This is a genomic window from Lysobacter sp. yr284 (genome assembly GCF_900107375.1).
Lineage (GTDB): Bacteria > Pseudomonadota > Gammaproteobacteria > Xanthomonadales > Xanthomonadaceae > Lysobacter.
Genome location: NZ_FNPT01000015.1, coordinates 1 through 12,975, shown reverse-complemented (window position 1 = coordinate 12,975; position 12,975 = coordinate 1). Strand labels below are relative to the sequence as shown.

Here is a 12,975-nt window from a genome sequence, read left to right as displayed (position 1 = left end):
TGCGGAACAACGTCTTTCGTTCCGCTGAAAGTGGATTGCCCGGTTCGTTCGAGGCAGGCCCAGGCGACGCGCCTGGGCCTGCCTGCCGTGCGCGCCCGGAAGCGGGTACGTATCCGATGAGCGAAGGGCCCGGGGTTGGAAACCGTCGCCGTCGGGCGAAGCCAAAGCCGGGTCGCGATTTCGTGGCCGGCGCTAAATCGCTGAAAATAAAACACAGGCGAACCGTGCGCTGGCCGTTTCGGTATGATGGTTGCGAGCGCGCGGCCGGTGTCGCACGCGGTTCTTATCGAAGATTGGCCGAGTGTGTTTTTTGGTGCGGGCAATATATAAATTACCTGGCTTTGATTAGGGTGGGACAGTTGTCCCGCCCGCAACACCGACCGAACTTAGCGACAGGATTCGCCTGCATGAGAACGACCGTATTCGTCATCGCGCTCGCTTCGTTGTTTCCGCTGATCGCCTGCGCAAAGCCGCCCGAAATGAGCAGCGAGGAGAAGCTCGCGCTCTACAGTCGTTACGCGGGCGAACCGGTAAAGAGTGTTCGTGCCGTCGCACCCCGATTCGCTGGATGGACTCCCATCAGCGATACCGCCGCCGCGCTCTGGGTCAAACGCGATGAGGCCTACCTTTTGCGGTTCTACGGCCATTGCGAAAACATGAAGTACACCGGCGCGATTGGCGTGACCAGCCGAATGGGGCGCGTTTTCGCCAAGCTCGATCACGTGGTCGGGCCCGGTATCCGTTCGTGCCGGATCGATGAGATCCGGAAGCTTGACCTTTCAGCCGCCTGACGGAAGCGACGTGGGCTCAGCGGATCGCGCCCGAGCCAGTGCCGGGTGGGCCGCGATGTAGCTCAGGAAGATGGCGTCGAAGAAACGAAAAGGACGTTACAGATGAGTACCCAAGCCAAGACCCGCCATGCATCGATCGCGGCCCTGCTGATGGTCGCGACCGTATGCGCCGGCCCCGCCACGGCCCAGAACTCCGCGGCGTCGGCGATTCCGGTTCCGCCCCCGCAACCGTCCGGTGTGGTGCTGGAAGCGCCGCCGATGCCGATGTCGCCGCCGCCGGCGTCCTCATTGCCGCGCAAAGACCCGGTCGACGTCAACGACTATGTCGGTTACCCGGCGGCGAACCCCGCGCATCGCGTAGGCGATGCGATCAGGGTGTTCGCGCTCAAGTCGACGTGGGCCAAGCCGCCGGTCGCCAGCGGTTCCCAGGTCGTGCCCAGCGACCTGCTGACCATCATTCCGGCCGAGGTGGTCGCCGTAAAGCCGGACGGCAGCGTGCGCATCCAGGGCCTGCTGACGCTCGATGTCAGCGGCAAGGAGCAGACCTACCGGGTCTCCGGCCTGGTCCGTCGCCAAGACCTCGACATCGACAACGCCGTGGTTTCCAACCGGATCGCCAACGCCGAGCTGGAGTTGGTCGACGACGGCGGGATGGACCCTGCGCGACGCCAACGCGCGATCGAGAATATGTACAAGTTCCTGAGTCTGCAGCGGGCGCGGTGATAGACCGTCCCGGCATCGTGGGCGCTTGAGTCCTGGCTGACTTGGTAGCGCTGTGTTCGCTAGTTCATTACGGCAGAAGCAGCACGAAGAATGCGAAGCGCAATCAACCGCGGCGTCCTGCGCGGATGGCGGGTCTGTGCGACAGCGTTGAGGCGAAGCTCTTGAAGGTCTGCGCCGATATCGGCTGGATCTGCGGATGGATGGATGAGTGACTGGTGCAAGCGCCCGCGGTGCACCGGTCGTCGCGAAGGCGCGTCATGCTCTGCTGCGTTCTGACGGCTGACGCCGAGACGCAGGAGGGCGACGCGTTCCGCCCCGTCGAGGTCGCGTTCGTGTCGAGCAGTCGAATTTTCTGTATGCAGGCCGAGCCGACAACTGAAGCGAGCAGCTTGGCCGACGTCGCCATCGATCTGCAGGATGGACTGGCGTGGCTTGAGGGGCATGGAGTCAGTGCCAGCGCGGTCGCTGCAGCGCTTGCCAGTGCGAGCGCGCGCTTGCGCCACGCGACCGCTCTGGGAACGGCGGCGGTCGGTGCTGTAGCTATGAACTATCAAAAAAGCCCTGGCGCCGGAGCCTTCTAACATCAGCTCGTATACCGAATCTGATCGTGCCCATTGCTCAGTGCCGACTGGCAGGCTCTTCATGGTCAATTTGACCAGACGCCACATAAGCTTTGATTAAATCTACCGCGCTTCTATTTCCAGCATGAGGTTGGATATCAGTCCGCGAGGCGTCCAGTGTTGGCAGTTACGGCGATAGGCTCGAGGCGGTTCTATGCAAGTTGGGGAGTCCGTTCGCCAACAAGAAACAAGCGCAGTCTATCGATGAAGTGGAGGTTTGAATCGTCCAGGCTTGCGTTGATATCTCGCAGCTATGAGTTGTACTACCCGAGGAATGAATTATTCAGTCAAGGACGGAACTACGGAAGTTATGGCGCGCGCAGCGATTTATTGGTACTTGTATCGACGCCCAATGACGGGCGAGGATGGGAGTCGACATGAAAGTCACGCGAAAGGTACCGCGTTTGGTCGTGCTCGCGGCGTTCTGTTGCGGTGCAGCGCTCTCGCTGAGTGCGTTCGCCGATGGTCCCCTCAATCCTTGGGAAGTCTGCCAAAACCGTTGCGAAGTGACCTACTTCGCATGTGGATCCAGCGCTACGTGCGTGGCCGAATACAAGGCTTGCAAGCGGCGTTGCGGCATTCCTCCCTGATCGAGGAGCGCAAGCCCGAATAAACCGAGGTCCGCGGGGCATTTCGTCCCCGCGGACTTTCTACGAATAAGCAAGTTGCATTGGAAATGCTGCGCCTGTGCCCGCTGGCGTCTGAGCATGTAAGACATGTGCTCACAGAGCATCGCATCTGTTTAATCACCGTGCTACGCGACGACAACATTGCGGTTCCCGTCTTCGCCTTGCACCACCATGAAAATGAATGCCATGGCCCGCGCAAGTTTGAACCGATGCGCTGGCAGAGCACTCACACGTCTTCTGCACTCATACTATTTTCTGCGGTGTTGGAAACGCAGGGCGACATGCGCATCGTGGGTGAAGCCGCGAATGGCAACGATGCGCTGGCCGCAATCGCAAGCAGCCGGCTGGGTGTGGTGCTGTCACATTACGACCTAAGCTGAAGGAAGGGCCCGAAGATTCCTCCGTTCGTCGGGAGATGAGCAGCGATGTGTGCGGTGCGCGTGCGGAAGGTGGCGCTGCAGTCGCCACGTCACGTGGCCGCGCTCACGCGGCAACAGGCCGCGCTGTGTAGCCCTAGCGCTTGAGGCGCTTAGTTCTTTCCATGCGATCGACCTGGATGCCGGATCGCAGGCCGCTCTCCGCCTTCGCTATCGCCATCGCGATGCGTGCGTGCTCCCTTTCGCCAGCACGAAGCATCTGCACGGCGATGTCGCCCCATCGCTGAATGCGCCGCTCCCGACTCCAGCCCTCGAAGCGTTCCCTGGCAGGCCGTATCAGTTTTTTCATTTTCTGGTCTCCAGATGGGAAGCGCTGGATAGCGCTTCTCCGTAGCCGGCATTCCGACAGAATCGGCAACGGATGTCTTTCAAACTATTTTGAAGAAAGCACCCATGGGTGCAGCGCGTGCAACAGAAGTGCGGCTTGCAACTGGGCGACGGGATAGGGGCAGGGCGGGATGGGATCGGGGCTAGGGGCGGTGCATGCGAAGGGGAGTGCACCTTCGTTTCCGCGATTAGGTGAAGGTCGGGCTATGCCCTCACAAGTGTTGCGACGGTCACGGCGCCCCGAGTCTGTGATGGTGGTGACGTTCGTGACGGCTCTTACTTTGTGTTTCGTCTGGGAGGGTAGGGCACGCGTCGCGGCGCATACATCCGCTCATCGGACTAAACGTGGGAGCGCATGAGGAACGTTCAGATGCGAAAGGTCTGAGTGAAGAAGAGCGTGAGCCCATTCGGCCGGCTTTTCCGAGTAGCTAAAGGCATGGAAGCCGGCCGACCCAAGAGCGAGGCCACAGGCGCATAGGGATAGCCGGGTCTACCGGAATTCCCCTCTCAGAACCTAGACAAGGATTGAACATGAACTTCTTCTGCAAAGCGAAGCTGACCTTGGCGATGATCGCCATGGGCGCACTGTCCTCGACTGCGGCTACCGCGAGCGAAGCTGCGGCGGCCGCTAGTTCGGGCGGATACTCGATGGACATCTGGGCGTCTCCGCAAACGGTGTACACGCCCCGAGGGGGCGTCGGTTCCACGAACGTCCACTGGACCTGGAACCGCGTCGCGGGCGCCCCGCCGTATGGATGCCTGTATGTGCAGAATCACGATACGGGGAAGTGGACGGTCGTCCAATGCGAGCACCCCAGGAACTGGTACACCACCTACATTCCGTGGATCGTCGGCGGAAGGAACACCTACTTCAGAATCGCCGTCCAGTTCGATACCGTAACCCACGACCAGCCAGCCTTCATCGAGTATTCGCCGTCGGGAAACACGATTCTGTCCGTTGTTGGTGTTGAGCAGTAACCTGAAGTACGGCGAGCGTCACCACCATTACAGCGCCTATCCTTCGTGATGATGGTGACGCTCGCGACGGTTGCTCCTCTATGTTCAATCTCGATGAGAAGGACATGCCCTGCCGGACATGTACCCCTTTCCCCGAACTAAAAATAGGAGAGCAATCGTCACCAACATCACCACCGTCACGGCATCGCGAAAGCGCTTGAGCTCCTGCCGACCTGGCCGCATCGTGTTCGCAGGTCAAGTACGAGCACAAGCAGCATGAAGAGTAAGAAGCGCAATCAACCGCGGCACGCTGCGCGGATGCGCAAGCAGACGGCCCGCCTGGGCGACAGCCTGGAGGCGAAGCTACTGAAGGTCTGCGCCGACATCGGCTGGTTGTGCGGATGGCGGGAGGTGCGAATGGAGCCGGCGCCGTCAGCGCGCCGGTCGTCGCGTAGGCGCGTCATGCTCGGCCGCGCGATGGCGGCTGATGCCGGGACGCAGGAGGCGGTGTTCCATCCCGTCGAGGTCGCGTTCGTATCGAGCGGGCGAACCGCCTACGCCCAGGCCGAAGCGGCAACCGAAGCGAGCGGATTGGCCGACTTCGCTATCGACCTATAGGATGAATTGGCAGGTTGGACCGCATGGGCATCAGCGCTGGTCAAGTGGCCGGTGCGCTCGGCGACGCGAGAGTGCGCTCGCTCGGTCGACAACTGCGGGAACAGCGGCAGGCGGTGCCGTAGCAATCGGCTAGTCATCTGCGCAAAAGGAAGGCACCGTTGCCGGGGCCCAAAGATAGCTGCGATATGTCTACGGAACCCTGGGCGATTCAAAGCTCATCTCAGGCGGAAGGTCGACGCACTTGCAGGTCGAGCAGCCTCAGGAGGGGCTGGGCGTTGCAGACTTCGCTTCGGATGCGCAGGACGAGATCGCGTATCAGCTCAACAACGTATCCAACATCGTGCAGACGTTCGCGGATCCTCGCCTTCGCCATGTCAGCGAGCGATTTGCAAAGGGCCAGGCTGCATATTGGTTTCGGCGATCACAAAAGAAAGGCCCCGTTCTCCGAGGCCTTTAAGTTTTTCAATGATTGGTAGCCAGAGGGGCCCTGATATGTGTTATGGCTAACTACTCCATCTCTCTTAAAAAGTCGGCAGCTTCTTCAATTCCTGCTTCAGCAGCCTCTCGAATCAAGCGCTGTGCCTGGTCTCGACTGCTTGGCCGTTGGTCATCAAGAAGAATCAGTCCATGCCTGAACTTCGAACGCATATGCCCTTGAGCAGCGGCTGAGCTAAATAGTAACTCAGCTTTTTTCATATCAATGCCTAACAAGTCACCGCTTTCGTAATACTCGCCAAGAGCATGCATGGCCGGTGCGTAGCCAAGCATTGCCGCATCGTTGAGCAAGGAAATACTGCGCCTCTCAAAGTCAGTATCCGATTCCGTACCTGCGATGCTAAATGTTGAATAAAGGTAAATCGCTTCTGGCACTAGAAGCTTTACGAGAGGTTCGAGGATGTCCTTTGCAACGGAGCAACTTCCCGAATTTATTTGCTCAATCGCGAGATCGAGCTGATGTCTTAAATAAAGATTGGCCATAAAGTGAACTCAGTTTTACTTGGTTGGGTTTATGCGATCGCCCTTAGGGTTCGTGCACCTGCATGTGACGTGGTGGACAGATTTGGCGCCAAGCGCCTCTTTCGCACTTTTTTCGGCGGCTCTCTTTGCGGACTGCAAGTCAGGGCCCTCGCCGTAGCCGAACGCAAACTCCTGGTCATCGATTGAACAATTGTCTGGACTTCTTCCATTTCTATCGGCTCGACAGATGCAGGTATATTTTCCGCGCTGCCTCTCTGGGTAAGGCACCGCTCTCGGTTGCGTTCGGGGCGTATCTCCCGGGATAGAAAGAGCTAAAAGAGCCGGGCTCGCAATTCGAGCGCCAGCCAATAGCCATCTAAGTTCCGGAAGAGCAGGGCCGATGGGAATCGATAGAGCGGCCAAACCATTCGGGTCGGAAAGCGTCAGAGGGCTCCCGTCAACATATGCATATGTGCTAGGGCCTGCATTCAAACCAGTTGGGTCGCTCTGTAAGTATCGCCCTGTGGCGGGGTCATAATCTCGAAAATAGTTGTAATTCAATCCCGTGGCCACATCGTAACGCTGCCCCAGAAACCGCATGTTGAACACGAACACGGTGCCGTCCAGATCGGGATCTTGATTCGGGGGGTCGTTGCCGAAGGCCTCGCTCTTTGCGTTCCAGGTCCAGATCGCGGTGTTACGAGTTGGGTCGATAACGGCCCGCGGCGTGCCGAGATGATCGGACTCTACGTACATCACTGTTTGTGCACTCTCGCTGCCCACCAGCAGACCGGCCAGCGAGTCGTCGAACCAGATGGCCTGCCGTTGGGCTGCGCCGTTGGCGTCGTAGTCGCCGATCCAGTTGCCGTCTTCATCGTACAGCGTATAGGTCAGCACCGAGCCGGCGCCGTTCTCGATAGCAACGCGCTCGCCAAGGGCGTTATATCGATATCGTGCACCGACAACGCCATTCTGCTTGACCTGACTGAGCCGGTCGCTGCCCTCGTAGAGGAACTCGCGTGCGGTGCTGCCGATGCTCGTGGTGTTGCCGACCGCGTCGTAACCCCGAGCCACTCCCGCCACGCTGCCGAGACGATGGTTACTCCAGGGGTACGCGTAGGTCTCAGCAGTGGTGGTGCCACGTTGCAGACTGGTCCGGTTTCCGGTTTTGTCGTAGGTGTAGGTCTCCATCGGGGCGCCGTTGGGCTGCTTGGTGATCGCCAGCCGCCCTAACGTGTCGTGGACATAAGTAGCCTGGACCGTGCTTTGCAGGCCATCCTTCAGCTCAGTCAATTCGCCTGCGGCGTTGTAGCCGTAGCCCAGCGACAAGCCGCCACTCGCGGCGTCGAAGATGGTCTTGGGCCGGTAGTCCAGATCGTAAGTACGGCTCAGGGTACGGCCGTTGCCATAGGTCCAGCCGGTCACCGGACCGAAGGGGTCGTAGGTCGCATTGTTTAACAGCACCGTGCGGGTACCGCCATTCGGACGCACCCCGATCTCCTTGATGCGCGCTTGCGCGTCGCGAGCGTAGTCCGCCGTGGTGCCGTCGGGGTAGATGACGGTATAGAGGTGACCGCCGATGGTGTAGGCGTATTTCAGAGTGAAGCTCTTGCCCGCGACGATCTGCACCTTGCGCACGATCTGTCCGAAGCGGTCGTAGCAGTACTTCAGCTCGTTGCCTTCGGTCCGGCTCGAGGTCAGGCGACCCAGGGCGAAGGTCTGTCCGGCGGTGCATTCGGTGTTGACCGTGTCGTAGTCGTACTCGACATCGGCCGGGCCGCTCGCGGCGTAGAAGATCGCCTTCTGTCGACCCAGCGCGTCGTAGGTGTAGCGATTCACGGCCGCGTCGTTGGCATCTTTTTTGGTCGCCAGTTGGCCGGCGGCATCGTACGTGTAGTCGGTGACCCCGGTGTCGGGACTTTCCAACTGGAGATGGTCGCCAAAACCGTTGTAGCGGTACTGGGTCGCCAACCGGTTCGGGTCGGTCACCTGGATGATCTGATCGCGGGTGTTATAGCGAACATCCATCTGAGCTCCCACGCCGCCCACGTCTTGCAAGGTGCGCACCAGGCGCCCGAGCGGATCGTAATCCTGGTCGGTGATCCTGCCCAGCGCATTGGTAGTCCGGTCCGGGTTACCCATGGCGTCGTACGTGAAGCTGGTCGCGTTCTGCGAGGCGTCCTTGATCGCGCTCAGTTCGTCGTAGAGATTGTAGACGCGCGACATGGTGTACTTCAGCGTGCCAGACGCGGTTTTGACGTCTTCCTGCTTTCGGTTTCCGGCCGCGTCGAGGGTGTAATGCAGTGTGTTGCCCGCCTGGTCGAACACGTCGGTCAGGCGATGCGCGTCGTCATAGGCATAACGCAGATAGTCGCCATCGGGCAGCGTGACCCGATCGATCAGGCCAGTAGGGCGGTAGTCGATGCGGGTGATCCGATCATCGGTCTCGGCGCTGTCGTCGGAACCGCGCACCTTGACCGCAGTCGGCCATCCGCGCGCGTGATACTCGTAATCCTTGATCGCGCCGTTGGCGTCCTTGGACGATAGCAATTGGCCCGCGCCGTTGTAACGCAGCGCTTCGAGAACTACCTGTCCTAGTGCGTTGGTGGCCTTCCACAGGTCGCCCTTGCGGTGGTCGCAACTGCTGTGCCCCGTGGCGCAGCCGCTGTCGTCGGACGCATAATAGTTGTAGCTCAACGTATCGGCGACATCAGTCCGCGGCCCGTCGATCAGCGTAGGCAGGCCGATAACCGGGCAGCGACCGACATCGACGTCAGCCTGTTCGCAGTAGGTAGTCGTGATCGTTCTGGGCGGGGCGGTTCCGGATACGTCTAGTTGACTGTGCGTCAACGCCTGGCCGCGGGCGTTGTAGGTCCAGGTCTCGTTGATCGCCAGTGCATTGCTTGCATCGTAGACGCGCCGCGCCGTTGGCACGCGGAAATCCGCATGCCAGTCGGTTTGGGTGGTGCGACGGAGCCCGGAGGTATCGCTCGCGGCCTCCACCTGTTTCAACAAGCGCCCGCGCGCGTCGTAGTCGTAATCGGTTACAACGCCGTTGTCGTTGATCACATCGTAGTGGCCGTTGAGATCGTAGGTGTAGCTGACCGTGCGCGGCGTACATCCGGAACACTCGGTGACGATCTTCGTCGGTACTATTCGTCCGTTGACGCTGGCGAGATTGAGCTTCCTGGATGCGCCCGACGGTAACCCGATTTGGGCGTACGTCATGAAGGTGCCGTTGTCCGAGCTGGTGTAGCTCGAGGTGTACTGATCCAACGAACCGGCCAACTCGGTGCCTTTTGCGCGATCTGCCGAGTAACGCGTGGAGGAATAGCGAGCGCCCGATTCGTCTTCCACGCCGGTGAGCGCGCCGGTCACGTACATGCTTGAGCCAATGTATCCAACTTCGTCGTACAGGTACTTGACCTTCGTGCCGTCCTGATACTCGACGACAGTGAGTCGTTTTTCCGGTGTGTAGGCAAGCTTGATCGCTCGTCCGTCGGGCAGGTCCAGTTGTGAAATCAGATTGGCCGCGTTGTACTGGAAGCCGAGCTGACGCCCTAACGGGTCGGTCACGGTTTTCAGACGGCCTGCAGAGTCGTAGGTCAGCAGTTGGCGATATCCATCCGAGCTACGGATCTGCGTCAACAAGCCGGTGCTGTCGAAGACTTCGAAATGTCCGTCTTCGTCTTCGTACTCCCAGCCAGTGGGGGTTTCAAGCAGGCGGGTGGTCACGCCCGTATAGGGAACCCATTCATTGCCGGAAGCGGGTTTCTTGAACGCGGCGACCTTCCCGTCCGGACGGGAAATGAAAAACCTGGTTGCTCCGGTGGGTAAGGCCCAGCGTGTGGCACGGCTGCCATAGTTGAAGGTGCGATTCCCCCCTAGTACGTACGCATTCGGGGGCAGGGTGTCCCAAAGCAGCAGATAGTTGTAGGTCCAGGAAAACTCTAGCGGGAACGGGCCGTCACCGCGGTACTCGACTTTGGATTCGAACTTGTTGGCGTTGCCGGCGTTGATCGGGTCGCCGAAGCATTGCCCCGGGCAATCCGGAGCGCCCATGTTCTTTTCAGGCTCGGCGTTTTGTGGATCGGAGTTGTAATTGACGAAGTACCATTTACCTCCGCCTATATCCAGCCAGCCTGCGGTCGGTGTGTATTTGCAATGGTCTGGGTATCCCAAGGCTGTTACAACTGCCTTGCAGGCTGTCATCGCTTCTGCGTGCGTTTTGCACGTGCCATTCATCAGAAGGTGGTTTGGGCTCACATTTTTGTAGGTTTCTTCGCATGCTGAGGCCGACCAAGATGCGCAAGCGAGCAGCGCCAACGAGGCCGCTCGTAGGATGGCAGTTCTCCAAGACGCGCGTGGGGGCAGGCGCCGCGTGCTTATCGCATCGGGGCCCGGTTGCGTTCCGGTCGCGGGTGATATCACGGTTTATCCCTTTAAAGAATGGAGACGCGAAGCTCGCTATAGCGAGCCGGAGGTGCTGGAGGGGGCGGGCTGCGACAAGCAACTTTTGAGCGTAGGACGTTCGGGGCCGGCCGGGCTAGGCGGAGAGCGGGACGTTTCCATGTCGATGTCGGGTTGGACCACGGGATCCGTGTGGCGTCTGGCCGCATCATTCTCTGACCAAGTGTCGCTGGCAAGCTTCTCGGGTTGTGGGACCGTTAATCGGCCTGCTAACGGTACAGTCATGATTTCGTTTAGTGTGTTGTGGGTGTAGCGATCTGTGCGTTTGAGCGTGCCATTCGGGCTCACGATTCGTACTAGCGTGGGCAGCCCACGATGCAAACAGAGCTGCCGTGCTTGCACCCTGGCGGCAGTTGCTGCGCCATCGCGGCTGGCAAACGGTACTGGTGATCGTGAGCCGTCCACGACGACGCACCAGTGCTTTGCCCCGAGGGACACGACGTCGAAGTTGATAGCGGACGAAGCGTCTGCATCTTCCATCCCACGCTCCTACAGTGTGGGGGAGGCCGAAGAAGCTAGCAAATATGGAAGGAGCGGCGCTGTAGGAAATTTCTGATTTTGTTTGCGCGTGTGCCGAGACGTTTTCATCGTTCGTCTATCCATACTCCGCGCTGCGCCGAGATTTGACTCAGCGAAAAGCAAACTTGAAATGATCAAGTTGATGGCGGCACGGGCGTGTTGGTTAAGTCCGTCCCGATATGGACGGCCTGGAGATGACGCGCCGGTTGCTGGAGGCGCACCCTGACCTGAAGGTCTTGATTGTCTCGGTGCTGGAGGGCTGCCCCGTGCCGCGTCGGCTGCTGGCGGCCGGCGCGATGGGCTACGTGTCGAAGGCGCGACGGCAGCACGGTCGTGCGGCGGTCCGGGAAGTGGCCGCCGGGCACCGCGCTATCTGGACGACGCGCTGGGCGCGGGTGCTGTTCGAGACGACGCCGTTCGACCAGCTCAGCCTGCGCCAGCTGGAGGTCGCGCTGCTCATGGTGCAGGGCAAACGCAACGGCGAGATCGCGCTGGAACTGGACCTGACGGAGTCCACCATCCGCACCGTGCAGGCGAAGGTCATGGCCGTGTGCAGACCGGCATCGCGCTGGCGCGGTTGGCGATGGACTGCGGACTGATTCCGCCGGCTGGCGACGGAGGTGCCTTTCTTCCGAATCGCTCGGGATAACCGCGACCGGCGCCGCGCAGTCGCCCCGCATCGGCCCGCTGCGGGGCCGATGCGCGTGTGTTACTCAGATGCAATCAACTCAGAGAACGGTGCACCTGCCCTGTCTGTCGCAGATTGCATAGACGGACCATCTTTCGCCGCTGCACTCGTAGATCCTGAGGCCCACTTGTACTCGGGAGCCTTCTTCCTCAACGGTGCATGCCCTGCCTGGGCCAGGAGTCGACGCGTATGCACTGCACAAGCCCACGCCCACTGCGAGCAGCCCGACCGCCAAACCTTTCACCATGTTCTGGTTCATGAGAATTTCCTTGTTCGAGAGGTCGCCGCTGGAATGCGCGAGGTTCTTTCCCCGACGTCAGCAGCTTTCCGTCGGGCCAAGGTAGCTTAGAAGGTGTTGTCGTAACTTTAAATTGCGTCCGTGGCTGCCCAAGACGGCCCTTCGGAATCGCAACTTCGGTTTCCACGACACGTCCAAGCTCACACACCTTGGACGTTCGCTCCGTCCGGCTGGCGACGGCGGGGCGTTCCGTTCGAATCGCTCCAGGTGATAGAGAGGTGAGACACGAGGTCGGCGACCTGTTCCCCTACGTCGAGGATCTGAGGCCGTACGCCGACTGGCTTGAGGAGTAACGAGTCCTATTACGGGTTAGCACCAGCGCCCTTTAGCCATTCTCTCCGCCACCAGTTCTCTAAAGGCATCGGGCGAAAGAGGGCGCCTTCTTCGATGCCGACGCTGATTGCAGAGCCAACAGGCGGCAGCAATGTTTTCCCTGGTGCTACGACCGCCTTCGTGACGAGCGATCAAATGCTCAGCGGTGCATTGCCGTGACATTGTTCTGGGCGGCTGCAGATCAAGTTCGGATGGAGATTGCAGCCACATGGCACGGCCGCAATAGCAGCAGCGGCCTTGTTGGGCTACGAAGGCGCGTTCGCGAAGACGTTGAAGGTTGGGCATAGCGGCTCCGTGAGGTAGGCAATCCTGTCTCCGCCATAGCGGAAGAGCAGGCACCTGGAGCCGATTGGCAATGCAGGCAAAACACCGGGGCGCGTAGCCGAGCCGGTGCAGAACTTATAGTCCTTACCTCGTGGTCTCGCAAGCACGCATGGGCAGACGGTTTGATCCCGATTCTGAGGGGCATATATGCCATCAAACCGCCCTATTTGTACCAACGCTAAGTCATTGAAAACAAAGAAAACGCGAAATCGCGCGTTGGACTAAAAAACCAACGCCCTGAGAAAAGAGAGAGAAAAGTAGGGTTGATCTGCCCCGTTTCGGTC

General features: G+C 59.9%; 11 protein-coding genes. 7 read left to right on the top strand and 4 right to left on the bottom strand.

What is annotated here, in order from left to right; genetic code table 11:
- Positions 1-407 precede the first annotated feature (407 nt).
- The 4 genes from BLV01_RS18485 (at position 408) to BLV01_RS25660 (ending at position 3,143) form a co-directional block, all read left to right on the top strand.
- Positions 408-791 (top strand): DUF6491 family protein, encoded by a 384-nt coding sequence (locus BLV01_RS18485; protein WP_091803259.1) that lies wholly within the window; start codon positions 408-410, stop codon positions 789-791.
- Between the two features lie 102 nt (positions 792-893).
- On the top strand, positions 894-1,514 hold the full coding sequence (locus BLV01_RS18480; protein WP_091803255.1) for a flagellar basal body L-ring protein FlgH: 621 nt from the start codon (positions 894-896) through the stop codon (positions 1,512-1,514).
- Positions 1,515-1,771: 257 nt separating this feature from the next.
- Positions 1,772-2,095, top strand: a complete 324-nt coding sequence (locus BLV01_RS18475; RefSeq protein ID WP_091803252.1) for a hypothetical protein — start codon at positions 1,772-1,774, stop codon at positions 2,093-2,095.
- Positions 2,096-2,804: 709 nt separating this feature from the next.
- A complete protein-coding gene (locus BLV01_RS25660; protein WP_139178853.1) occupies positions 2,805-3,143 on the top strand; it encodes a cytochrome P450 in 339 nt (112 codons plus the stop codon).
- A gap of 133 nt (positions 3,144-3,276) precedes the next feature.
- Here the strand turns inward: BLV01_RS25660 and BLV01_RS18470 are convergent, their stop codons facing one another.
- Positions 3,277-3,489 carry a hypothetical protein gene (locus BLV01_RS18470; RefSeq protein ID WP_091803249.1) on the bottom strand — a complete coding sequence of 71 codons (213 nt, stop codon included), beginning with the start codon at positions 3,487-3,489 and terminating at the stop codon, positions 3,277-3,279.
- Between the two features lie 569 nt (positions 3,490-4,058).
- On the opposite strand from BLV01_RS18470, the gene BLV01_RS18465 reads away from it, so the two are divergent.
- Entirely contained in the window at positions 4,059-4,505 is a 447-nt protein-coding gene (locus tag BLV01_RS18465) for a hypothetical protein (protein WP_091803245.1), read from the top strand.
- 255 nt (positions 4,506-4,760) lie between these two features.
- Positions 4,761-5,102: a hypothetical protein gene (locus tag BLV01_RS18460; RefSeq protein ID WP_139178851.1), complete on the top strand. Its 342-nt coding sequence runs from the start codon at positions 4,761-4,763 to the stop codon at positions 5,100-5,102.
- Positions 5,103-5,609: 507 nt separating this feature from the next.
- Here BLV01_RS18460 and BLV01_RS25655 read toward each other — a convergent pair.
- Complete coding sequence (locus BLV01_RS25655; protein WP_139178849.1) at positions 5,610-6,080, bottom strand: SEL1-like repeat protein; 471 nt, start codon at positions 6,078-6,080, stop codon at positions 5,610-5,612.
- A 15-nt stretch (positions 6,081-6,095) separates the two neighbouring features.
- On the bottom strand, positions 6,096-10,271 hold the full coding sequence (locus BLV01_RS18455) for an RHS repeat protein (RefSeq protein ID WP_175486103.1): 4,176 nt from the start codon (positions 10,269-10,271) through the stop codon (positions 6,096-6,098).
- A gap of 956 nt (positions 10,272-11,227) precedes the next feature.
- Here BLV01_RS18455 and BLV01_RS18450 point away from each other — a divergent pair.
- Positions 11,228-11,647: a LuxR C-terminal-related transcriptional regulator gene (locus BLV01_RS18450; RefSeq protein WP_091803234.1), complete on the top strand. Its 420-nt coding sequence runs from the start codon at positions 11,228-11,230 to the stop codon at positions 11,645-11,647.
- Between the two features lie 696 nt (positions 11,648-12,343).
- Here BLV01_RS18450 and BLV01_RS26915 read toward each other — a convergent pair.
- Positions 12,344-12,529 (bottom strand): HNH endonuclease, encoded by a 186-nt coding sequence (locus BLV01_RS26915; protein ID WP_254782691.1) that lies wholly within the window; start codon positions 12,527-12,529, stop codon positions 12,344-12,346.
- Between the last annotated feature and the right edge of the window lie 446 nt (positions 12,530-12,975).